The organism is Providencia sp. LY12, assembly GCF_057621555.1.
In genome coordinates this window covers 1,429,794-1,452,405 of record NZ_CM172594.1, presented here as the reverse complement: position 1 = coordinate 1,452,405, position 22,612 = coordinate 1,429,794, and the positions used below count along the sequence as shown (strand labels likewise).

32 protein-coding genes are annotated in these 22,612 nt (G+C 44.9%); 1 reads left to right on the top strand and 31 read right to left on the bottom strand.

What is annotated here, in order from left to right:
• Window positions 1-63 precede the first annotated feature (63 nt).
• From ACY3ZI_RS06705 to ACY3ZI_RS06600, 22 genes are all read right to left on the bottom strand, one after another.
• Window positions 64-630: a hypothetical protein gene (locus ACY3ZI_RS06705; protein ID WP_487376637.1), complete on the bottom strand. Its 567-nt coding sequence runs from the start codon at window positions 628-630 to the stop codon at window positions 64-66.
• A 5-nt stretch (window positions 631-635) separates the two neighbouring features.
• The gene (locus tag ACY3ZI_RS06700; RefSeq protein ID WP_487376635.1) at window positions 636-1,226 is read right to left on the bottom strand and encodes a phage tail protein; all 591 of its coding nucleotides are present in this window, start codon (window positions 1,224-1,226) and stop codon (window positions 636-638) included.
• Window positions 1,227-1,230: 4 nt separating this feature from the next.
• The gene (locus ACY3ZI_RS06695; RefSeq protein ID WP_487376633.1) at window positions 1,231-1,545 is read right to left on the bottom strand and encodes a hypothetical protein; all 315 of its coding nucleotides are present in this window, start codon (window positions 1,543-1,545) and stop codon (window positions 1,231-1,233) included.
• Between the two features lies 1 nt (window position 1,546).
• Window positions 1,547-1,957 (bottom strand): DUF7210 family protein, encoded by a 411-nt coding sequence (locus ACY3ZI_RS06690; protein ID WP_487376631.1) that lies wholly within the window; start codon window positions 1,955-1,957, stop codon window positions 1,547-1,549.
• An 11-nt stretch (window positions 1,958-1,968) separates the two neighbouring features.
• A complete protein-coding gene (locus ACY3ZI_RS06685; RefSeq protein WP_487376629.1) occupies window positions 1,969-3,021 on the bottom strand; it encodes a major capsid protein in 1,053 nt (350 codons plus the stop codon).
• An 11-nt stretch (window positions 3,022-3,032) separates the two neighbouring features.
• Window positions 3,033-3,395 (bottom strand): head decoration protein, encoded by a 363-nt coding sequence (locus ACY3ZI_RS06680; RefSeq protein ID WP_487376627.1) that lies wholly within the window; start codon window positions 3,393-3,395, stop codon window positions 3,033-3,035.
• Entirely contained in the window at window positions 3,392-4,897 is a 1,506-nt protein-coding gene (locus ACY3ZI_RS06675) for a S49 family peptidase (protein ID WP_487376625.1), read from the bottom strand. The genes ACY3ZI_RS06680 and ACY3ZI_RS06675 overlap by 4 nt, the downstream gene beginning before the upstream one ends.
• Window positions 4,890-6,503: a phage portal protein gene (locus tag ACY3ZI_RS06670; protein WP_487376623.1), complete on the bottom strand. Its 1,614-nt coding sequence runs from the start codon at window positions 6,501-6,503 to the stop codon at window positions 4,890-4,892. The genes ACY3ZI_RS06675 and ACY3ZI_RS06670 overlap by 8 nt, the downstream gene beginning before the upstream one ends.
• A complete protein-coding gene (locus tag ACY3ZI_RS06665) occupies window positions 6,503-6,784 on the bottom strand; it encodes a hypothetical protein (protein ID WP_487376622.1) in 282 nt (93 codons plus the stop codon). Before ACY3ZI_RS06665 ends, ACY3ZI_RS06670 begins: the two co-directional genes overlap by 1 nt.
• A 47-nt stretch (window positions 6,785-6,831) precedes the next feature.
• Window positions 6,832-8,679 (bottom strand): phage terminase large subunit family protein, encoded by a 1,848-nt coding sequence (locus ACY3ZI_RS06660; protein WP_487376620.1) that lies wholly within the window; start codon window positions 8,677-8,679, stop codon window positions 6,832-6,834.
• Window position 8,680: 1 nt separating this feature from the next.
• Window positions 8,681-9,304, bottom strand: a complete 624-nt coding sequence (locus tag ACY3ZI_RS06655; RefSeq protein WP_487376618.1) for a hypothetical protein — start codon at window positions 9,302-9,304, stop codon at window positions 8,681-8,683.
• A gap of 349 nt (window positions 9,305-9,653) precedes the next feature.
• Entirely contained in the window at window positions 9,654-9,875 is a 222-nt protein-coding gene (locus ACY3ZI_RS06650; protein ID WP_487376616.1) for a hypothetical protein, read from the bottom strand.
• Window positions 9,876-10,452: 577 nt separating this feature from the next.
• A complete protein-coding gene (locus ACY3ZI_RS06645; RefSeq protein ID WP_487376614.1) occupies window positions 10,453-10,848 on the bottom strand; it encodes a hypothetical protein in 396 nt (131 codons plus the stop codon).
• 50 nt (window positions 10,849-10,898) lie between these two features.
• On the bottom strand, window positions 10,899-11,084 hold the full coding sequence (locus tag ACY3ZI_RS06640; protein WP_036413632.1) for a hypothetical protein: 186 nt from the start codon (window positions 11,082-11,084) through the stop codon (window positions 10,899-10,901).
• 614 nt (window positions 11,085-11,698) lie between these two features.
• On the bottom strand, window positions 11,699-11,923 hold the full coding sequence (locus tag ACY3ZI_RS06635; RefSeq protein ID WP_487376612.1) for a hypothetical protein: 225 nt from the start codon (window positions 11,921-11,923) through the stop codon (window positions 11,699-11,701).
• Window positions 11,923-12,372, bottom strand: coding sequence for a lysis protein (locus ACY3ZI_RS06630; RefSeq protein ID WP_487377467.1), 450 nt, complete (start codon window positions 12,370-12,372; stop codon window positions 11,923-11,925). Before ACY3ZI_RS06630 ends, ACY3ZI_RS06635 begins: the two co-directional genes overlap by 1 nt.
• The gene (locus tag ACY3ZI_RS06625) at window positions 12,372-13,061 is read right to left on the bottom strand and encodes a Rha family transcriptional regulator (RefSeq protein WP_487376610.1); all 690 of its coding nucleotides are present in this window, start codon (window positions 13,059-13,061) and stop codon (window positions 12,372-12,374) included. Before ACY3ZI_RS06625 ends, ACY3ZI_RS06630 begins: the two co-directional genes overlap by 1 nt.
• 278 nt (window positions 13,062-13,339) lie before the next feature.
• On the bottom strand, window positions 13,340-13,699 hold the full coding sequence (locus tag ACY3ZI_RS06620) for a D-Ala-D-Ala carboxypeptidase family metallohydrolase (protein WP_487376608.1): 360 nt from the start codon (window positions 13,697-13,699) through the stop codon (window positions 13,340-13,342).
• Window positions 13,692-14,042: a phage holin family protein gene (locus ACY3ZI_RS06615; protein WP_487376606.1), complete on the bottom strand. Its 351-nt coding sequence runs from the start codon at window positions 14,040-14,042 to the stop codon at window positions 13,692-13,694. The genes ACY3ZI_RS06620 and ACY3ZI_RS06615 overlap by 8 nt, the downstream gene beginning before the upstream one ends.
• A 183-nt stretch (window positions 14,043-14,225) precedes the next feature.
• Window positions 14,226-14,828, bottom strand: a complete 603-nt coding sequence (locus ACY3ZI_RS06610; RefSeq protein WP_487376604.1) for a hypothetical protein — start codon at window positions 14,826-14,828, stop codon at window positions 14,226-14,228.
• 13 nt (window positions 14,829-14,841) lie between these two features.
• The gene (locus ACY3ZI_RS06605; RefSeq protein WP_487377465.1) at window positions 14,842-15,591 is read right to left on the bottom strand and encodes a DUF4747 family protein; all 750 of its coding nucleotides are present in this window, start codon (window positions 15,589-15,591) and stop codon (window positions 14,842-14,844) included.
• Window positions 15,591-15,830, bottom strand: coding sequence for a hypothetical protein (locus ACY3ZI_RS06600; protein ID WP_487376602.1), 240 nt, complete (start codon window positions 15,828-15,830; stop codon window positions 15,591-15,593). Before ACY3ZI_RS06600 ends, ACY3ZI_RS06605 begins: the two co-directional genes overlap by 1 nt.
• 362 nt (window positions 15,831-16,192) lie before the next feature.
• Here ACY3ZI_RS06600 and ACY3ZI_RS06595 point away from each other — a divergent pair, with 362 nt between their 5' ends.
• Window positions 16,193-17,461, top strand: coding sequence for a DUF4225 domain-containing protein (locus tag ACY3ZI_RS06595; RefSeq protein WP_487376601.1), 1,269 nt, complete (start codon window positions 16,193-16,195; stop codon window positions 17,459-17,461).
• Between the two features lie 353 nt (window positions 17,462-17,814).
• On the opposite strand, the gene ACY3ZI_RS06590 is transcribed toward ACY3ZI_RS06595, so the two are convergent.
• Genes ACY3ZI_RS06590 through ACY3ZI_RS06550 form a run of 9 tightly spaced genes read right to left on the bottom strand, consistent with a single transcriptional unit; the run spans window position 17,815 to window position 22,612 of the window.
• A complete protein-coding gene (locus ACY3ZI_RS06590; protein WP_487376599.1) occupies window positions 17,815-18,594 on the bottom strand; it encodes an antitermination protein Q in 780 nt (259 codons plus the stop codon).
• 11 nt (window positions 18,595-18,605) lie between these two features.
• Window positions 18,606-19,151, bottom strand: a complete 546-nt coding sequence (locus ACY3ZI_RS06585; RefSeq protein WP_487376597.1) for a DUF968 domain-containing protein — start codon at window positions 19,149-19,151, stop codon at window positions 18,606-18,608.
• Complete coding sequence (locus ACY3ZI_RS06580; protein ID WP_487376595.1) at window positions 19,144-19,812, bottom strand: phage antirepressor KilAC domain-containing protein; 669 nt, start codon at window positions 19,810-19,812, stop codon at window positions 19,144-19,146. The genes ACY3ZI_RS06585 and ACY3ZI_RS06580 overlap by 8 nt, the downstream gene beginning before the upstream one ends.
• Window positions 19,813-19,828: 16 nt before the next feature.
• Window positions 19,829-20,212 (bottom strand): RusA family crossover junction endodeoxyribonuclease, encoded by a 384-nt coding sequence (locus ACY3ZI_RS06575; RefSeq protein ID WP_487376594.1) that lies wholly within the window; start codon window positions 20,210-20,212, stop codon window positions 19,829-19,831.
• Window positions 20,205-20,387, bottom strand: coding sequence for a hypothetical protein (locus ACY3ZI_RS06570; protein ID WP_487376592.1), 183 nt, complete (start codon window positions 20,385-20,387; stop codon window positions 20,205-20,207). The genes ACY3ZI_RS06575 and ACY3ZI_RS06570 overlap by 8 nt, the downstream gene beginning before the upstream one ends.
• On the bottom strand, window positions 20,384-20,788 hold the full coding sequence (locus tag ACY3ZI_RS06565) for a hypothetical protein (protein WP_487376590.1): 405 nt from the start codon (window positions 20,786-20,788) through the stop codon (window positions 20,384-20,386). The genes ACY3ZI_RS06570 and ACY3ZI_RS06565 overlap by 4 nt, the downstream gene beginning before the upstream one ends.
• Window positions 20,785-21,318 carry a phage N-6-adenine-methyltransferase gene (locus ACY3ZI_RS06560; RefSeq protein WP_487376588.1) on the bottom strand — a complete coding sequence of 178 codons (534 nt, stop codon included), beginning with the start codon at window positions 21,316-21,318 and terminating at the stop codon, window positions 20,785-20,787. Before ACY3ZI_RS06560 ends, ACY3ZI_RS06565 begins: the two co-directional genes overlap by 4 nt.
• Complete coding sequence (locus tag ACY3ZI_RS06555; RefSeq protein WP_487376586.1) at window positions 21,318-21,563, bottom strand: hypothetical protein; 246 nt, start codon at window positions 21,561-21,563, stop codon at window positions 21,318-21,320. Before ACY3ZI_RS06555 ends, ACY3ZI_RS06560 begins: the two co-directional genes overlap by 1 nt.
• On the bottom strand, window positions 21,563-22,612 hold the full coding sequence (locus ACY3ZI_RS06550) for a helix-turn-helix domain-containing protein (RefSeq protein ID WP_487376584.1): 1,050 nt from the start codon (window positions 22,610-22,612) through the stop codon (window positions 21,563-21,565). Before ACY3ZI_RS06550 ends, ACY3ZI_RS06555 begins: the two co-directional genes overlap by 1 nt.

The following is a 22,612-nucleotide window of genomic DNA, read 5'->3' as shown; positions in this document are numbered from 1 at the left end:
ACCCAAAGTAGATGAATGGAATGTTGTGCTCCCCCGTTTTGGTGAGCGCAAATTTTGAGCTAGCTAGTCGATAAGCGATTGTGCGGGCAAAAAGAGTGAGCGTGAAAATGAGGTTTCAATCACCATATGGAAGATCGGTCCCGCTTCTTGCAATCCAGCATCGTACGGCCCCAAAGCACGCGGCGCGCCAATCAGCCATTTTAACGGTTGTGTGTGCAAAAACGTGTTATCCGCCCAAAAACGCCGTCCCGCAAGGGTTATTAATAGGTGGTCACATAAATTCATCACATCCTCAACACCACGTTCGTAGCTCGCCCGGCTTTCCGCACTGAATACACCACAAACAATGGCGACATGAATGTCATAATCCGCTTGTGCTTCACCCTCAAGCGTCCCGTCAATCGGTCGCACCAGAATAAAGGGGGCATCCGTTTCCGGTTCACCTTGACTCTCGACATGCGAAGGTTGAGACCCTCGACGAGGGGGCAACTGCCCGATATACACCGACGGTACTCGATACCGCTCCCCTTCACTGCTGTTTTGCTGGCGTGCTTCGGTTCGCATCACCCAATCTGACAAACTGGCGGTGAGCGTGTCACGAATATCACGCAATAATAAAAATGAGTTCATGGCCTTCACCTATTCGGTAAAAAACGCCTGACTTGCTGTTGAAAGTTAGCGTCAAAACGTGCCCGTGCTTTTTCAAGCACAATAGGCTCAATGTTTTCCCTTTCGGCAAATTGCGGTACCGAAGGTTCAAACACCTCCTCAATCGCCTGACGGGGCGGCATGCGATTTTTCATAAATTTGTCGGGGGAGCGCTGGAATATCCCCACATGCCCCGTTGCCGGCATGATCGCCACAAACGCATGACGAAACACGGTTCGGGAACCGTCTTTCAAAAAAGAAGCCCCTCCCCGGGTTTTACCGCTCATCGCCTTGCTGGGTTTCGGTGCAAACAAATACGCCGGTAAAGGCGAACCTTTTATCAGTACAGCGGCGGACGGTGAGGCGGATTGGACGCTGGCTTTAATAAACGAGAACGATTTAAAGACCCGTGCGCGCTTTAACCCCGTCTGTGCGGTAATAAGCCGGGTGGCATCGGTACGCATTCCGGCTAATGTTCGGTTAATGGCGGCGGCCTGAGCTTTACTGCTGTTTTTCCCTAAATCCTTCAACACCGAATTTGAGATCCCCAACCGCTCTGCCGTGATATCGCATCGCATCAGCTTACCCCCTTCGGCGCTCCAACGTGATCAGTAAAAAGCCTGGCGGCTTCTTCACCTCGCGCACCAACCAATATTCACTATCAATCAAGACTTCTTCATAGCTGACCGGATGCGGGGAAAGAGCTTCACTGCCGCACACAAGGCGGCGAATTTCAATATCGACACCTTGAGCGTACTGCGCCTCAAGTGGGATATTGGCATCCTCCACCATCATAATGGGGTGCCCGTTCCACATCACCTCTTGCCCCAACTCGTTAGGATTGAGAAAAATCGTCGCGATATCACGCTGAACCTGATCACGAAACGGGCTTATCATCTCAACCCCCTTCTTTGCGTAACGCTTTCACGCTATTTTCTAGCGCTTTTTTACTCAGCCCCTCACGGACCGCCTTGCCCGCCGCCGTCAATTCCGCTTCCAGTTCTTCAACGGTCATGTCTTTGGGATCGATTTTTTCTAGCACCGCAGTAATCAGACTCTCATCATTCGACGGGGTGATCTCCGCATTCGGTACCGAATCGATTGACGCCACTGGCATCACAACGCTCCCTGCAGACTGAGTGTCTACCGTGGCAACCAGCACAGCACCCTCTGTACTTACCGTACCGCACCCTAGCCGCACCAAACGCGCAGCTTGCGTCTGAGTCAGGGACAGAACGTCCCCCGCCGCGTAATCAACCCCATCATGAGTCACTGGAGCCGTTAATATCATCTCGCATTTTTCGCTCATATTCCCTCCCACTAAGACAGTACACGGGAGACCATAAAGGCATCCACTTGAAACAGGTTTGGCATAGGCGCAGACTCCAGCTGTAACCAACGTGCCGAACCGTTCTGTTCAATCCATGACAACGGAAAACGCGGCATCGCATCCAGTGCATACTGATTCTGGATCATGCCATATTGCATAATGCAGCCTGCATTGGTGTTACCGAGTAAAATTGCATCATCCGGAATAATGGGTTCATCCTGCTCCGTTTCCGGGTTAAACCACAGTTCATTGTAGGTAAAGAGGTCAATATTGGACGGCGCCAAACGACCATGCCACTGTACGCCGTCTTCATCATCAAACGACTCAACCTGCCCCATTTGACCGACAAAGAAATTACGAATATCCAGGCGTTCTTGGATTTTTTCATTGTCCAGTAACGCCCAAGCAACATCGCGCCCCATAATGGCCAGATTAGGTTTTAAACCACAGCGGGCAATAATGTTCTGACTCCACTTGTCCAGGTCGCGCATCGGATCACTGGTCGGGGTATCCCAGCAGCTGCCGCCCGAAAGCGTGATTTTGTGTTTACCGTCCTCGTAACCAAAATCGACCACATGATTGAGACCTTCCCCCAAGACATGCACACGCCCTTGGATCAGCGCTTGTCCTGCCATCACCTCTTCACGACGGGCTAAACGATCTTCCAGCGTGGTCAAATCTTCACCCAATAAACGGGCTGCGCGTTGCAGGGGCGTCAGTGGCTGAGAATAATCCTCACCAAAACTACGGGTCACCACATCTCCGGGGCGCGTTGCGACTAATTCTTTGGTGTAACCCGGTTTTACGGTGTTGGTCACATAACCGCTGCGCTCAACCACTTTCCCGTTCATCAGGGGATTCACCATCGCAGCAACAGTGCGCTTCCCTTTGCGAATATCCAAATCCACCGTCTCAGTAACATGCGTCTTGATGCGGTTGAAAAATTTGCTCATCAGAAAGCGGCGCGGCTTAGGAATTTGGCTCAGTGCCGCCACTAACATGCGCGGCTGATAAATATCGACTTGATTTGTCACTTTTGGCATAACTACCCCTCTTATTCGTTCCAGTTCGCTTCAGTATCAAGGAAGAAAATTCCCTGAGTACGTGCAATATCTTCGTATTGATCTGCAGTATCGGTGCCACCAAACACCAGCGCACGGCGATTAAATTCACCTGTCAGGTACACCACACTGACTTTATCTTCTTCAGTCGCGTCCACCTCTTCACTTAAAACGCCGTAAAACGTCAACGTGTCGTCGCGACTGTCTGCTAAAACGCCTTTTTTATCCGCGTTTAACGCGATCACCGAACCAACTGGATAACGATGACCGGCTAATAAATTAACGCCTTTGGTGCTGCGATACATTTCGCCGGCAAGCAAATTCACCGGGGTAAATTGACCAATTTGTGTTGTCATTGTGGCTTTCTCCCTAAGTGCGTATGAGCACCCTTTTTGATGTGTTCAAGTACCGATTTTTCCGCGGCTGCCTTGGTGCTCGCTGCCGTGCTCGCATTCGGTGCCGGTGGGGCATAAAAATTCGCATCCTCACGCAGATCGTCTTGCATTTCCGTGCGGCGCTGTTTTTCTGCGCGGAAAATCTGGCGCATCGTTGAAGCCACCGTTCGCGGGCGATCAAATTTTGCACTCTGCAGCATCGACTCTCGACCGGGACCCGACAAATCCTCCAGTGCTTGAATACGGCGGCGCTCACGACGTGCGCCGCGGCGAAGAATCGCGTTAAAGAGATTAGGATGCGTTTTTGCAAAACGATTAGTTGCCTTGTGCGTTGCATGGGATTCCCTTTCTTCATCCTCATCCTGTGCATCAGGATCGTGTTCTTCTTCGATGGGCTCTTCGCTGTCATCGGAAGCATTGGGATCGTCTTCATCGTCTTGATTATCAGACGCCGTACCATTCGAAGTGTCCTCCGGTAATTCGTCGTCTTCCTGATTATCACTACCGTCTAAAATCGGATCCTCTTCTTTACCCGGGAAGGTTTCCTCCGCTTGATGCCCTCGCTGTTGTGCTTGGTGTTTTTTACGATTGTATGCGGCCATATCTGACCCTCCGTTATGATGTGAAATTGAATGATCTTGAGCCAGCAATGTGACCACTTCGCGCAAACTGCTTAGCTCATCCGCCATACCCACGGCAATGGCGGGCTCGGCTAGCAACGTACCTCCCTGTCCAAACTGAGTAATCACGTCATCTGCTGTCGTTGTTCTAAAGAGGGCAACATCACTGATAAAAATATCTGCCAGGCCATCTAATTCAGTTTGTAATGCCGCACGCCCTTCATCACTGTCGCGTGATAACCGTTTATTCGGTGACTGGGAGGACACGACTTCAAACTCTTTGATGCCTTGCTTTTTGAGGGCTTCACTGCTGTCAGTCCATGCGGCCACCACACCAATCGAACCAAGTGACGCTGTTTTATCGGTAAAAATGTACGAGGTGGCAGCGGCTAACCAGTACGCCGCGCTGCAAGCACTGCCGCTGACATAAGCCACCAACGGTTTAATCTCGCGCGAGGCGTAAATATGATTCGCCAGCTCATGAATACCCGTGACCTCACCGCCAGGACTGTCAATGCGTAAAATGATGCTACCCACACAGGGATCGGACAGTGCATCATCCAGTGCATGGGTTATGTATTCACACGTCGCGGCTCCGCTAATATCTGAAAAAAAATCGGCGCGGGCAAAAATCGGGCCGGTAATATCAATGACCGCAACCCCCGGAGGCGCCGGCTCGATTAACCCCCCCGCTTGATATCGATCTGACTCACTCGCCGCTAAGCTCGGATCGTTACCGTCGCGGTTAGCAATCGCCATCAAGGTATCCAGCATGTCCGGGCGGATCGCCCATGGTTGCCGAGTGAGTGCGCTAAGCACCCGTTGACACGGCTTTTTAGCCATCGGTTTCCCCTTCATTATTTTGTTGATTCATCACGCCCGGCTGAAAAGTCACTGAGCCAAATTGAATCTTGTGATACTGACAAAGTGTCTGCTCTTGAGCTTGGGCGGTTAGAATATAATCAAAATCCATCCCCGTAAGTTCAGCCGCTTCCGCTGCGCGCGTGGAAAAACCACACTCCACACGCATATTTGCCGCCGTGACCTCTTTTATCGGGTCAAGCTGTCCCTGCGTCGGTCCAACCCAGATCGCCTCACAATAGGCTTGCCTCAGACGCTGTGAGTTCAGAAATCCTGGTGCATCAATCACCCCTTTGCTGATCACCTCATACAAAAAGGCTTCGTAGACGGGGCGGCATAGTGTAGTGATCAGCCATGCGCGACGCACCTTAAACGACTTCCACGCCTCCAATAACGCGGCGCGGCTGGCGCTGTAGTTGTTAGTGAATTGCTTCATCAACACTTCATGCGGTAGCTCAAGCGCCATACCGATTTGCTTCATGGTGGCGACAAAGAACGGGTCAAATTGTGCAGAAGGCCTCGTGGACTCCATCACCTTGAACTTTTCGCCATTAATCCCATCGATATAAGTGCCCACTTCCAAATTGGGACGGGATTTCTCTTTTTGCCCCCCTTCTTCAGCGTACGCATTGCTAATATCCGTCGTGTCAACGTTTTCCCGCTCCACAAACACCGCCAGCATGGCATTTATCACGGCGGCGGTGAGTTCCGCCTGGGAATATTTACTGATTTGCTGCAAGGGTTCGATAACCGGCGCAAGCACCGGCTCGCCGCGAGCTTGGTCAATGTATTCGTGCTCCATAATGTGCAGCACATTCACCCGCCCTGTCTTTTCACCGTAATACGGGACGCGCTGCCATGTGGGCATTTGAAAACTGAGTTGATCGCCTGGATGAGGCGTTCGTATATGAATGGCAATGGGAATGCGATTTTCATCGTACTCGATGCCGCCCGCAATCTCGGCGGTGTCCTCCCTGCCATCAGGATTACACACCCGCGCCGCATCAATCAGCTGCAGCTTTAGCTCAAACTCGGTACCGGGGCGCTGTACCCACGGCATCAGAATAAACACATCTCCCGATAGCTGTTGCGAACTGTTCGCGAGTCGCTGTATCTGAGAAAACGTCATCTTGCGGTTGAAATCACAACTGAGCGGATGTTCTGACCACAGCTCAAATTCACGCTCGACCTGATTCGCCCAATCCCTTGCCCCCTCCGGCGTCATCCCCAATAAGGCGGCGTCGGGTGTTGAGCGCATTAAAAGCCCTGAGCCAATGACGTTTGCTGCAATGGTTTTAATCGCACCACGCGCAGCGGGAGCATTACGGTATAAATCCTGGGAGCGCGCTCGCAACACCTCAAGATCAGGTAATAACGTACTGTTCGCAGTTAAGTCATTCGAATGCCAATTTTCCAGAGAGCCTTCGTTACTGACGCCGCGATAGCTTCCACCCGAAACTAACCCACCCCGAAATTGACTGGCCATAGCCTGCCGCGTTTGCTGGGCGAGAATACCTGTCCGGGCTTTTTCCCGTGACAATGCCCATGTCGGGGAAAGCGTACGGATGGCTTTTTCAAGGATTTGCATTAACGGCCTCTCCGATTACTTCGTGCAAAACTGAAGCTGCCAAACCGAAGCCCACCACCTGATAACGAGGCAATCAATTGCTGCTTTAATCGCTGCAGCGCAAGCACGTCAGCCCGCGTAATAGATTGCCCTGCGATACTGTAAGATTGCGCACCACTGAGCACGGCACTGATAGCGACATCAATTTGGGCTAATTGGTATTGCAATCGTTCTCTTGGCGTGAAACCCGCCATCTCCGGCTGTAATTTCGCAATGGCATCTTGCAAAGACTGAGTCGTCATAAGACCTCCAAATAAAAAAACCGACTCAACGTCGGTATCAAAACAGGTTAAGTTCGTCGCATCGTACCCGGCGCGGTTGGCGCCTCGGGTAACACGTCTTTGCGCGAAGGTGGCTCTTTCGGGGGCACGACAGGCGCTGTGGGTTTTGGAATATTCGCTAACGTCTCCCAGCGCGGGTTTAAAATACGAACAGCGGCGGTACCATAAACACGTAAGTCAAACGGTTCGTTCGCCACTCCGTCAGGCTTTTCCCACACCAACACGGTATTGCCGTTTTTGCGACGCTTAACCAGTTTTTCACTGATAAGGCCCGCGTAATATTCAGGGGTATAGCCCTTACCCGGATCGGTTGGAAAGTGACAATAGCCACCACCTTGCTTATTTTGCTGCAGGCGACTGTAAACAATGTTTTTGCCTTGCGTCACCCCCAGTGTAAATAACGCTGCATTGACTTTGTTATTGCGAGTGGGTTTTGACAGTAATGGGCGATCCGCCATGCTGCCGCCTTTAATTGAAAAAACAAGCTGGCGCTCACGGGCCTTTGTGTAGGTATACACGGTATCGGTGAAACTCCCGCCGGAGTCCACGACCGTAATCGAAATACGCATTGGACGGCCATCTTCACGGTAATACACCGTGCGACGAATAATATCGAGTTGCTCCCATACAGATAGATTGAGTGGATCACGACTAACTAACTGTTTCAAATCCCCATAAATCGCACCATACTGAATACCCCACGCCTCTTCATCAACTCCCCAACCGCAAATTTCATACTCAATACGGTCTTTTTGAGTATCGACGGCTAACGTCAGTAACAACACGGATTGAGGCACTTCCGCTGAATAATTTTCACGTCGGCGTTCTAAATACTCAGCAGACAAGGATTCCCCTGACTCTTCGTAAGGCAATCCTAAAATGGTATTCGTGAAAACCTTCATCTCTTCCGGCTTTCCTTCCGCCTGCTCAAACTGCCGGGCAATCTCAGCCCACGGCATCCAACCTGGGGGCGAGTAAAGGGAGGACAAATGGAAGCCTGCTCGCCAATGTCCTGGATTTGTTGCTATCCATTCGCCTTCAGCGAGCATCCAGCGCTTATAATTCTCCTCAATCAGAACCCCACAGTGAACACAGACCAAAGCCGCGGCGGCGGTTTCCCCTTTTTCCCACAATAAATTGCCAAACTCGATCACCTGCATCTCTTTACAGTGGGGACATGGCACATGAAAATAGCGCTGATCACTGTCCTCCCATAAATCCCATGTTCGGGAAAGACCTTTTAAGGTCGGTGTTGAAGAATAGAATATTTTGGCGTTCGGAAAAGTCGCTGTACGTCTCAGGGCAAGCCCTATCGGATCGCCTTCATCCCCTGCAGAGCCTGGATAACGGTCAATTTCATCAAAATAAATGGCACTAATGGGCATTGATGCCAATGACGCGGGACTGTTAGCGCCGCTTAAAATTAACGTTCCATTGATAAAGTCTTTTTGTAACAATGTATTACCGTTATTACGAAATAACTTATCACTCAACTTTTCACATTGCAGTAACGAGGGACCAATACGCTGTTTACTCCAGCGTTGTGCAGTTTGTTCGGTGGGCTGTAGCGCCATCAAGGGACCCGGTTGCTGATCTATCAAATACATCAACCAATTTGTACCCGCTTCCGAGGCACCAATTTGGGAGCCCTTTGCAAACACAATTTCCCGCGTGGGACTGGATGCGGAAAGCTCATCCATTATCCCCTTTAAATACGGCGTTCTATTCGTTCGCCAAGGACCCGGTGAGCTACTGCCTGATTTGGGTAATATGCGATAGGCATCCGCCCATTCACTTACGGTGAGAGTGGAAAGCCGCGCAAAACCACATGTGTAGGCGCCTCCCCAATACCCCATGTCACACCTCTTTAATTTTACTCTCCATCAGGTCAATCAGATTATTAACCTCACCGATCAGTAATTGCTTGATTTCGTGCTGGTCAGTCATGACGGCTAATTCGGGCGCTAAACGTGCAGGCCAAGTGTGCATTAAACTGGTCACCGCTGCGCCGCAAGCGCGGGCATCTTGTGCGACCAACTCTTTATCAATGAGTTCACCTTGTGCTTTTCGCACATCAATATCCGCTAAGGCCGCTAAACGTGCCTCACGGATCGCGCGGCTACGGTTAATTTTGTCGGCATCTTCCAGTTTCTCAAAGTCGTCTCCCAGTAGCAATAAAAGCCATGAATCCACTCCCTGACTTATTTCCTTGACCGGATCGGATTGCCCATCAAACGGAACTGCGGGTGTGACTTGCTCAACATGCGCCTTCGAGGCTGATGTGGGTTTATTAATTTTTCGGTTGTTCAGGTGTGCCAGACCAAAAACCTTCCGAGCATCCTTCCGGGAAAATAACGGCTTGCCTGTTTTGCTTTCGCCTGATGGTTTCAATCTGCCTGATCTCACACCGTCAGATACGGTTCCCTTACTCAGCGAAAACTCACGAGCTATCTGTGCCTGTGTCAATAAATCATCACTCATATCACCTCACCTAAAAAAGTTCGTCTGAAAATAAAAAAGTTCGCCTGAAAATAAAAAAGTTCGTCTGGACTCAAAAAGTTCGGCAAAAAGTTCGTCCGAACTTTTTTAAAATCACCACCCTCTTATAAATCAAATGGATAACAACACCGAGTATCAGAAAAGTTCGTCCGAAATTTTTTTAGGTGTCTGTCTAAAGGGTGCAGGTCGCAAGCCCTCGCAGTGGTTTTTCTGTCTCACAGTACCTTGACGGGGGGTATGATTATTTTTACCGCCAGGCGGGGCGCGCGTATCAGACAAAAACAATCCCATCCGTCCGCACCGTTCGCCCTGCAGTGTGAAGCAACAGGTGTCACCCGCCATAATCAATCTGTATTCGTATAGCTTCTTCATAAGTGGCATCCCGCCAACCCGTTAAGAAATGACGCCCGGCATCAGGTATCGGATCCGGATAGCGAGAACGTTTTAATTCCGTTTCGACCTGCAATATTGATAAGCCTGTGAATGCCTGACGCCTCACCCTGAAGCGCCCGGTCAAACCAACCTCGGTATTTCGATATTCGGGTGTTGCCATCTGTATCAGGGATCCTCTGGTGGGGAATAAAAATAAAATTGCCGTCTCTCCAGCTGTCACGTCATTTCTTCTACCCACAGCAAACGTTACTGTGACATGCCCGACAAATAACCAAAACGGTGGTATTCGTTGTTTTTGATTCTCACTATGCGCGCACTATACAAGGAAGGTAGGTCATAGCTAACACGTGAGACAGCGACAACGCCACGCATAAAAAAGGCCGCTAAGCGACCTGTTCATCTACAAATAATAATTTTGGCTGAGTGCTTACCTTACTTAGTAATGAGCCTTTGCCACATAGGAAAATCAGCCCATCGAAGCGCACCAACTATAACTGATTACCTCAAAGACTCATTACCTAAATATTGGCTCGATGTTTTTAGATGTGTGTGCATGTGGTGCACAGGGTGAAATGCGTGATACTGATTGCAAACTTTGACCTAATTTTACTTTTGCTTTCGTTACGTGACCTTGGAAGGTGTATATTGAGTCATAGAAATAAGTCCTTTTCATTGAAGTAAAAATCCTTTTCAGCCTCTAACCCATAGAGGCTATTTTTTGTCATTAAAAAGCCCCGCTATTGCGAGGCTCGTTGATATTTTTTATTAAAAGAGATGATTAAATCTTCTTCACTCAGCGCCCTTTGGAAGATAAACCGACAGTCAGAACAGCTTATTTGCGATAATTCCAACTCCATACTGCTATTCAGTGATAATCCATCAGACGAATCACACTCTGGACAATCTCCGAAATCACTCACATACTCGGTATATTCATCGGAATCCTTATATTGTGAACAATTAATGTGATGTGATTTAGGAATGAATGGCGTTAATGTGCCGCAACTCACACAGAAATCACCCTCTTCACATTCGCCTAGCCATTTAAGATTTTTATCTAATTCCTTAAACTTCTCAGGATGTACAGGGACAGAGACAAATATTTTGATAAGACTAAATCGCTCCCTTTTCATTTAATCACCTGTCTTAAACGCCTATTGGGTTTGTGAGTTATTATAATGAATTATTGTGGTTCAGCTGGGGACAACTCACCTTCCTCAAACCAGCCGTCAGTTCCACGGCCATCCGCTGCCAGATAATGAATGAGATACTGATTCGGGCCGTTATGATATTCAGCACGGGCTTTCACATGACCTTCCTCACCACTGATAGTGACTTGTACTACCTGACCTAATTCGTGTTTAAACATTTTATTTCTTCTACTCTTTTAAACAATGACCACTATGACGGAATCTCATTTAAAGAAACTTTGTGATTAACCATGAAAACTAGCCTATTACGACCTTCATATTCGCAATATCACTTCCGTATCTGCTTACACTTAATCTCTCGATGAATAACCTTAAGCTGGTATTATTCACAAACCCAATAATATTTGGGTTATTCAAATTCATAAGCATTCTTTAGCACATTCACCCTGCTCTATGCAGGGTCTTTTTTATCTTCCCACTTCAGTTTTCCGTATTACTTTCTTATTAAAAGTATACTTTACTACTTAATAAAATTTTCATTACATAAGAGAGCGGCATCAATGTATATGTATACTAATCCCATTACACTCTTACTCATATTTATCCCTATCCTTGCCTGCATGCTATTCATTATTGCTCAAGATAAAAAACAACCAGATGTAATGACAATTTTTTTAAAGTTTTCTATCTACTTGTTAAGTGCCCTCACCTTCATGAATGTCATTTTTTTTGCAAGAGCATTTACTGATTGGTATTAACGTAACTACTCCATTCTAATGCAATGTTGAATTATTTCTAACTACCTCAATCTCTCGAATGGATTTCTTGTCCGCTACTTGATTGGTTTACCCATCTTGATAGCCCATTCATCGTAAGGTGTGAATTGGTGAATAAAGTCAGCTAAATCCAATAACCAATCAGGCCACCAATTACGAACGGCAACACGACACTGACCATGAACATCACCAACATAAACTGGAACTATTCCCATAAATAATGCGTAGTGGTCATAGTTTTGTTTAATTTGTTCTTCAGTGAGTCGCTTAAAAATAGCCATTAGCGCAAACACTCCGTTCTAATGTAATCTTGCAAGCCAAGTATCATTTGCTTGGATTCTGCGATTCGTTGTCTGAGTAACCAATAATTTCCGATAGCGGGGTCAGTAGGTCTGGCGCTTGTTCCATCATCCAAGCCGGAGGTGGAATCGGTTTCGACTTTCGGACAACTGGCTCTGATGTACACCCGCTCAGGATTGCGCTCAGCAGCAATACGCAACTGGTCAATTTCAGCTTTTGCATTTGTGAGCTCCGTTGTGTGTTTGGTGTCGAGTTCGTGAAGGGAGTTAATGCGCTTTTCGTAATCTGTGGTGATAGCTACTTGCTCACTGAATTTATCATTCAATAGCGAGTAATCACCTTTCAAGTCACCATAGCTACCCATTACCCACCAAAGCCAAAATAGCAAAATGGCACAAGCGGCCATTAATGCTTTAGTTAGCGTGGTCATCATTCATTTAACCTCGCTTGCTCTTCCATTAATGGCTTATGAAAGTTTTTATTGAAAATACCCTGTAGTGACTCTTTCCGCTGGTAATAATCCCATCCCATTGAGATAAATACCGTATTAGCGCGCTGTAGCTCTGTAATCGCCTTTATTTGCCACTTGGTCAGGTAATCACGGATAGCTTCATCCTTGCCTATCTCATTTTCCTTTTTGAACTTGGCTGATTTTTTACCCAGAACAATACCGTTGATTAAATCCGCTTCTGTACTATAGTGAAAATACTGAGTTTCTTTTCCCTCTAACTGGCGCGTTGATTTTAGCGCATCTGACATTGGACGATATTCAACCCTCGCGACATCGCGCTGCCGTTGGATTTCCTCTTCTTTTTTAGCCTTTTCGCGAAATTGGATAAAACTATCGACTAATCGAACTTGTCCGTCCTTCGCTTTTTCACCACCAATAAATGGCATTGCAATCAGAAAGCCGCGCTCAGTTAATTCATAACAAGGTAATTCTTTTTTCTGTTTAGTGACATAAGAGGAGGCTCTGAAATCGGAGGCTCCTAAATGTTGAGATGCAATTAACGACTCAATGCTATTCATTACACGGAAGTGATCTCTTCCGAATTCATTAGCGATGACGTCCGTTGTTACTACTGGTTGCTTGCCTGACTTTTTAATTAATTGCTTCATAGTGTCTACCTGTTTAGTAATGAACCCTTGCCGAAATATGAAATCAGCCCATCGAAGCGACACCAGCTATAACTGATCCCCTCAAAGGCTCATTACCTAAATATTGGCTCGATGTGATTTGCACTTTCGGTGTGCATAAATCGCGGATATAAAAAAGGCCTCGCGATTGCGAAGCCTATATGTTTGCTGGAGTTAAATTTCTTACAACAATCGCCATGCTTTTTCGAACGTAGTCTCGCTGTAGGGTTGATGGCCTAATAAAACCTTGGTTAATGAGCTTAATTGCTTCCCCATCGTGCTTTATATCCTCTCACATCAATATGTGTGAATGTCCTGTAGCGACCAATGCCGTAGCTATCAGGAAACTCAGACTCCAAATAATCAGCAACCCTTTTCGGTGCCACATCTTTAACCTTGATATCTGCAGCTGTACCAAATAAGTGCTGAGATTTAGGAGTGCCGCCTACATTTTCATTATGGCTGGCACAGCGACGACCACTAACAATCACTACCGGCTTGCCAAAATGAGCGCGAACGCCTTCAAGAATTTCAACCAACTTAGGTTCAACTTGATTTGCGCCACACCCGTCTTTACATGCGAATTCATTACTATCAAAATGTTCACTTAACTTAGTCATTTCTGGCTCCAAAACGATTTTTAATTGCTTGTATAATTAATTCAAAAAGTGCATACACCTTCTTGGTACCGAGAAAACCAATTGCTGCCCCACAAAATTCCGCCAGCAGCTCCCATTCATCTGCATGCCCATTCCGTGATAACCACCAGTCAAGAAATCGGATCGACCCAACACTTATCAAACCACAAGTGATAGCCTCACCTAATGATTGCTTCCAATGCGAACCGTCTCGGCGTTCTCTGATATAGGCGATTATCGTCGCAACTGAAAAACCACCCAATAAAGGAAAGTAAGACTGCAGCCAGCGCAACACTTGCTCCCACCATTCAATTTTATCTGGCATAGACACCCCCCCCCTTATGGAGGACTCCAGTTTATTAAGGTAATAGAACGCCACCAGCTACAGAAGCTAGTGTGGGTTAATCAATTCAGTTGATATTTAGGCAATAAAAAAGGCCACCGAAGTGACCTTTAACTCTATGGAGATAATTAGCCATAAGCTTTGATAATTTTTATCTCACTTCAATCATTGTTTATTGTTCTTATCTGTACTTCTTATAAACTGAATCATTACTGATGAATTAAACAGAAAAGACATCAATTCTATGGATATACTCAATCCATAAAACAACGACAATAGGCTTGCAAAGTAAGTAACTCCGTTTTGATTAAAAATCTTACAAATAGAAGCCACACATAAAACTACTATGAAAACAGATAAAGGATACCCCATATCAACAGGAATAATATACTCGCTTATCTGGCTTTTTCCTGATTCATGACGCCTTTTAAGATGATACATAAAATCACTAGGCATAATAAACATTAACGCATAAACACCAATCCCAAACCCTAATATGCTAGGGAATATACTTAATACAGTATCTGCAGGATTCCATGGCGCCTCACTCGATGACGACCCTTCAAGAAAAAACATAATAATCGTGAAAATAAGAACTATAAGGAATTTTTTAAGGATCCTACTCCACCAGCATTTCCATGGTGCAATCACCTTATTGCACCGGGGTTCCCCCTTAAAAGCATAAGCATTCGCAATACGGAAAATAGAGCCTACGATCGGGATAGATCTAATTCTTGAATAAATCAGATATTTCATAGGCTTAGTCATATTCCTTCCTATTTTACTCTTCTTTGTTAAAGATATTTCTATTAACTTTAATGGCTTTTAACGCCTTCTTAGCTTTTTCATTTGCTAGAGAAATCAAGTTCTTAATACCCAAAGCACGGTTCTTTGTTCCTGGCGTTCTATCCGTCTCTTTGAGCTTTTCTTTGACAGGATAGTCTTCCATCTTGTATTTCTGTAATTCATTGTGTTCATCTCTATAGCTAACTTCAGCATTACCAAATTTTGCAGCCAAAATTAACTGAGCTTTTGCATTTTTTGGTAAATCATTCATCAAAGAGCCTTTAAAGCTTCGATAGCTTGTTTCCCACTTGTGTACTTCATTGGTTTTCAGCTCTAATTCAATTTCACCAGCCAAATTTCTCATCTCATCTTCTGAATCAAAATCAAAATCATCTGAGTTAGAGAATGTCACCTCTCCTTTATAGGTCTTATACCCCTTCTTAGGGATCAAGAAAAAATCTCGTATTGATTCGGCCGAGGTCAATTCTATGATTTCTAAACTATGATTTGGGAAAAGTTTAGTTGCATGGTATCCCAATACTTCATTTAATGAGCCAATTAAAGCGTTCCTAGTAGGCAGTCCTCTTGCGTCCTGAATGGCTAGAATATGTAAGCTGGGATCAAATACATATTCGAACTGAAATCTACGGCTACTATTATTTCCAGATGATGTATAACTAACCTTCCCACTCTCTGTATCAACTAACGTGTTAACATCATCAAACTTAAGAAAATACCCATGAATTAAATATTGCTTTCCGCCTTCTGCGGGGTAAGAGTATGTTGATGCTGAGAATGTAGAAAAAACATATCACCGATAAGCTTTGCAGAAATAGAACTTAACTTTTGTTTTTCTTCCCTTAAACCCTCAAGCTGTTTCTCAACTGATTTAAAAAGTTGGCAATATCCGGTTACTCCAACTTCTGAATCTTTTTTCCTATCCATAGGTAAGAGCTGAATATTATAGAATTTAAAAGTAGCCATATATTTTTCCTTATATAAACATAAGGAAAATTTTATATAAAAAAAACCGCAATTCAATGTAATTAACTACATTCGATAGATTATATCACATTTTAAATAACTGTTTTTACATACAGTGTCATTTTTCAATATTCAAAAAAAAACCCGCGATTGCGAGGCCTTAAATTTGTTTAATGCGACTAGGCATAGAATGTCCATTATTAGAAGATAATAAGCCAGTTTCGGACAAAATGCAAATACACTGTAAATTTAACCAGGTATGATGCCAATACGAACCCTGCTAAACTTAAGTTAAATTTAAATCGCATTACTTAGTGCTCTGCTGCAATAATGCTCAGTAATAATCAAAGAAGGGATACTTAATGGCTATAGGATATTTTTTACGCGTTGGTGATAAAACAACATGTGGCGGCCAGATTTTGACGGGTGATAATACCTTTATATTTCATGGGAGATCTGCTGCACGTCAGGGAGATCTTGTCACCTGTGGTAAACATTCAGGAACATACAACATACTTGGTGGGATTAGCAATGTATGGGGAAATGGCAGAATGATGGCAGGAACATTGGATAGCTTCAGTTCGTGCCCTTGTAAAGCAAGATTGATAAACTCCATCACAGATTGCTACAGTAAAGAAGATGAAAAAATGTCTCGCGCATACAGCCCCACAGTTACCAAAGATGCCATTCAGAAACCGACTAGCCAACCCAATAATAACTTTTCTAGCCCTACACCAATCAATAGCATTAATAGAATAAGAATTGATGCTCAGCATTTAATTGATTGCGCTGATGAGTTGTGCGAAAAACATCTCTATTACCCGGAAACTAAAGTTTCATTCAGAAACGATATAAAAGCCGTTGCTGATCAAGTGGTCTATGAGGTTGAGTCTGGACAAAAAAACTATGATCAAGGTGCTGCTGAGCTTAAAGAAAAAGAGCTTGATTTAGTCGAAGAATCTAAATTCTGGCTTTTAAATGGACTTTCTATCTTGGGTGGTGCGGCACAAATTTGGGCTGGTGGAGCGTTATGTGTCACTGGTGGAGGATGCTTCATTGGTGCAATGTTAGTCGCACATGGAGCCAATAACATATATGAAGGAGCCATGGGTTTTAAAGAAGGAAGGATGGACTCTCAAGGTTTCTTACGTGATGGCTACATAGCCGTGGCAACCGAATTAGGATTTGATAAGTCAGTGGGAATATTAGCTTATGATGCGGCTGACTTTGGTTTATCTCTCCATGGGAAGTTAAAACTCGTTCCTAAACTGAATGAGTTCAATCAAGTTGAAAAACCACTGTTTTTAACGAAACATGCAAGACAGGATATGGAGATGGCTTACAACCAAATTGGGCAACACCTTTTAGCATTGGAATTAGCACTTGATACCATATCTATTTATAAGCTAAATGATGACATAAAAAATGCATTTTTCCTCGAGAAGCAATCTGGCGAAGTCATGATGTTCGTCAAAGAACCAGAAAAAGTGTCTAATGTTAAGCATATTATTACTGATGACTGCACATTGATTATAGGGATCGCAAGCGAAACCGAGGGGTCTATTTATTATGAGTGCCCCAACCCTAACAATAGTAATGAAATGATTCGTATTGAAAGAGGAGAGGATTAAATAGATGACTCCTCATCTGGTCTACTATCTTTTTTTTGTGGTTGGTGTAATAGCTTACAGAGAAATACTAAAATACTATCGTCCCCTTGAAATGAGAACAAAAAAAATAAAATACATCAGACGAATACTGATTATTTCACTCTATCTGATTGCTGGACGAGGGCTTTACCTTACATCAAAGTTGGAGGGAGATACCTTATTCAATATGTTTTTCCTTATTTCTTCTGCCGCTATTTTATTTATCTGTCTTTATATGATAAGAAAACTAGAAATTTTACGTAATTAATTTTATTAAATCAAATGGGCAGGCTAGTTAAGTTTGCCCATTTATAATAATTAAAATGCATATAAAACTATTTTGTCACTTTACTAAACTCTTTTTCCGCTGTGCTCTCTTCAATAAAGCACTTACTAGTTAATTTTTCATAGAACGGCTTCCAATTTCTACGCCATGTTCTTTCGTTAAGATCAGGCACCAAGTGCTTTATTGCATTAAATGCCACAGACGACGGCATACGGTTGAAGCCTTTACCCGCACAACGAGGGCAATCTTTATAAACTGGTACCCCTTGTAATTCGGTCTGTACCTCATCTAATACCTTTCCCCGCCCTTTACAGCGACAACGGTGTGCTATTTGGCCTTTACCATTACAAGGAACACACAACTCCCCGACCTCTTCGCTTTCAACCCAAGGCTCAATAATCACAGTTCCATCCAGTTTAGTTATGCCAGGATGCTTAGTGACATCCTTGCGGCTATAAATAAGGCCTTTACCATTACACGCTGAACATGGGAAAACCGCGCCAGCTGAACGGGCATAATCTTCAAATGCCATTCTTGCCAAAATAATTAAGCAATAACCCAGTTTTTTACCCGCTGCTTTACCCACCAGCTTTGGTGTGATTTTTTTAGCGTATTGGGTTAAGGATTCCACCGTAGAAAACTTATCTTCTTCGCTAACATCATTTTTTGCCAAAAAGGCTGCCATACCAAATTCAGCTTTTGATTCCGCCATACCCATAGCTGCCATGATATCCGTACCTGTAATTCTGTCAGGTGATGTGCAGCCAGCTACATTGCCAAATGTAGGTGACTTAGGGTGAAAGTTTTTAAGTGCATTTTCTAATTTCATGATATCCGCCTCTACCAACCAAAAACACCCAAACCGATTGACCGATCGAGAAATTTAAATAATAAAACTAACTGGCTACCGTTTTCTTGCTCCCACTGCTTTGGATCTTTGTGTAACTCGCTATGGTGAACTCGACACAGTGGGATAGTGAACAAGTCATGAGCTTTTGTGCCTATGCCACCCTGCCCGTAGCCGATAATGTGATGGGCATCGTCAGCTGTGGCGCCACAAACGCAACAAAGCTGTGATTTAACCCATTTCAGATAATCGTTACTAGTCCAGCGCTGGAGCTTAGGAAACTTCATAAAGCTTGCTGGTGGCTCAGGATTTACAGTCAAATCCAATACCTGCTTTATCTCTTCAATACCATTCACCTCGTCGCTGAAAAATGATGGAGAAAGAGAGATAGGCCCTACTGATTTATCGTGTAATGAATTAGGCAACGGGATAATTAACATGCGCCCCGTGAATTTGTGTAATTCACTCACTCCTGGTCTAAAGATTGCTAATCCAAGTTCCGGTACCGTACTTGCGGTAAGAATTGAAGCCTCACGCATACGCTTTGTGCTCCATCCATTGACCAGCTATCCAGTTGACACCTTTTGCTGTAAACCGTGCTTGTGCAAACGCATATTCAGTGCCTTGCGTAACACCAGTTTTCATTTCAAATCGTCCAGCGTCTAAATGCTGCTGATATGGGGTCAATATATTGTTGAGTCGGTACATGATTCTTTTATCAAGTAAAAAGCCCCTAAATTCTGGCTCTTTCACATCAAGTAGCTTGCAGACTTGTCTAAATGTCATTGCACCAGTGGCGGAGACGTATCTATCAACAAACTCAACCTTTGGCGCCGCTTCGATTAGTTTATTTTCAAGCTGCTGCTTTTCTTCTTCCAGATCCGCAGCTAAGCGTAGTGCTTCTGAAAATGTTGTCGGTACCAGCTTTTGGTTTTCTAACTCTTGCCATCTATCCACCAGCCTCGCAGTGAACTCTGGTGATAGTTGAGCTACAACAACATAACTATCGCGCTTATTTAATTGATAAACCTGCACCGTCTGATTTTGATGATTTTTAACCTCCCCCATTGGGGGAAGTTGAATTGTTCCTCGTGTAGCAAGCCTTTCAATTGATTGCTTCACTTTGTCATGACGAGACTCGACTAACTCTGATATCTCTACGCTGGACATTGTTAATGTTTTTATCGCTAATTGATTCATGCTTTTTCTCCACGTTTTACGCAACCGCATTTGCGCTGTCATGTAAGCTGATCGTAATTTCAAACCGACCGCCCTTTACTACCCCACACCATTGCATATCAACACGCTTAACTTGCTCATCATCTTTCCAGACGTTTGCGTGTGTCAGGGCATCGAATGGCGCTTTCAAATAGTTGTCTATATCTCTCCTATGGTTTGTGGGTGGGTACATCTTCACAATGACTGACACATCGCCGGTGATTGCCATTGGTCGCTTGCGTAGCTGCTCATACACGGCAGCTATCGCATTAGCTCTGAACTTGCGACCATTTTCACTAATTAGGGTCTTTTTCCCGACGTGGCGCCAGTATGTATTGACGCTAGGCGGGAACGGCAAAATAAAAGTGATTGGCTTACTCATTGGAAACCACCTTATTCCAGATTTTAACCGCTTCAGGCTTATCATTTATCGCTGGGCCTTTGGCGCCACAACCGTGGCAATAAACATAAAACCAAGTGCGATACTCAAGTGTTTCGATGTGCAGATCCTCGCTACCGCATTTGCACTGGTGAATCTCTGGCATCTTGTCTTTCATGCTCTAACTCCCGCCAGTAGTTTATCTAGTTGTTTAAGCAAAGGACTTCCCATATCGCCGATGTAAGCTTTTTCAACAACAGTTATCCCGCAGAAAATATCCTCTTTATCCCTTTCCTTCTTTTCCTTGAACACTGGCTCAGTATCTTTTCCTCTAGCAGCCTTTAACTTCGTTATTGCCATCGGATCTACTTCATAGTGATAAACTTCAATGTTTTTATGGGATGCTTTTCGTTTTCCAATTGCCTTAACGCATCCGAGATCTACCGACATCTTTATCGCGTGATTAGCTTCTGAGTATGTGAAGCCAAGAAGTCTTTCTACATGACGCTGAGTGAATACATCTAAGTGCCTAATAGCTTTGATGACATCGATGCTTCTTAGATAAACATTGTCTCTCATGCCGCCTTCCCTAAAATTGCTTTACCTATTTCCATTAAGCGATTTTTTGAAACGTGAGTCCCAATTGCCTTTGGTTCTACAAATGGGCGCCAGATAAGAAGAATTGAGCCTTTACTATTGCCTTTTTTTTCTTTTCCCGTATTGGGATCAACAAAATTAATACGACCATCGATGATAGTTCGGACTTCATCAACGCTTTTTAGCGCCAATGAGTACCAGGATGTTGATTTATCCGCTGGCAATAACATCACTATTGGCTGGTTTTGCCTTGTGCATTGTTCAGCAGCTTTGGCGATCCATGGTTTAATCTTGCTATAAGGCGGGTTACACCATATGGCGCCACGACTACCCCAATCACTTTTTAATGCATCGTGCTCTAACGTTAAAAAATAGGGGCACAAGGCATTTTGTTCATTTGCTGCAGCATCTAACCAGAAACCAAATTCAAGCGTTAAAGCTTCAAATAACCACTGAGGTGTTTGCCAGCAATCTTTATCTTCTGGTGCGGTATTGCTTGAATAAACAGCCATCAGATAACACCTCGCTGCTGGTGGAGCTTTGTAAACATACGAATGCGCTTGTAACGTTGCTGAACATTGAAATGCTCTGATACTGAACTTAAGTGATTGAATTTGTTACAGGAAACCAAACCGCGTCGAGAGTCATTCCAGCAACCTCGCAATTCACGAATAACCCACCAACGGCGCAGCTGATGCAACATGGCGACAATGCCAAAAACGTTAGTACCGTAGATTTTTTTAGCTTCACTGCGCATCACGCTGTCACCTCTCTCGCTGCTTGTTCTGCTGCCTGCTGCCAAATACCTGCCCATGCCTTGCGTCCAACAAAGTCAGTCATACGACGAACGCCAGATTTACCCGCTAACTCAGCGGCAATTTCTTCGATACGGTTTTGTGGTTTTGAACGGGAACCGATGATGCGAGTGAATGCCTCGTCACGCTCAACTTGGTCAATGGAAACCTTTTGCTCACCCGCTAAACGGAGTGTTAAATCATCCCACTGGGTGCGTAGTGTTCTTGGGCACTGAACGTTTTTCTTCCAAAATTCATCCTGGCTAACACGTTTGTAGAATTGGCAAATCTCTTTGTGAGTTCGACCGTCTTGGCTGACCATTAAGCGAACATCGTTAGCCCATTCAGTGAAGTTGGGCTCTTTCGGTTCTTGCAGCCCAAGCTCTTTGAAGACTTCACACTTGCGGCTAAACAGCCATTCAGCACATTTTAGGTCATCCGCAGATCCCCATTTCTGGAAGTTAGGGCTGTAAATCACCGCCTCTGGGTAACGATTTAAAAAATCAATTTTAGGCTTGTCGCTGGATTCGCTAGAATTCTGCGACGAAGAGTTAGTTACTGATGGATCTTGTTTTGAAGTTACTGACGGATCGCCCTCAGATTCTGACGGGTCAAAACAGTTATTTTTGCTTGATTCTGACGGGACAGATTTTGATGCAACAGATTTTGACGCGTCAGGTTTTGACGTATCAGATTCTGCTGGTTGAGGTAATGCGGCTCTCGCTGCTGAGGCTAATTTATTAACATTAAGCTGATAGATATTGCTCGCGTTACGGTTTCCTTTTCTGCGCTTTTCTCTTGATAACCAACCGTCTTTTTCCAAATCTTTGATAGCGGTACGCACAGTGCTTTCACCCGCACCAATCTGGCGGGCAATTGTTGGGACGGATGGCCAACACACGCCCTCATCATTTGAGAAGTCAGCGAGACGAGCCATGATAGCAACGGAGGTGATCTTCAAACCTGCCGGCGCACAGCCATCCCAAACATAACTTGATAGTTTTACGCTCAT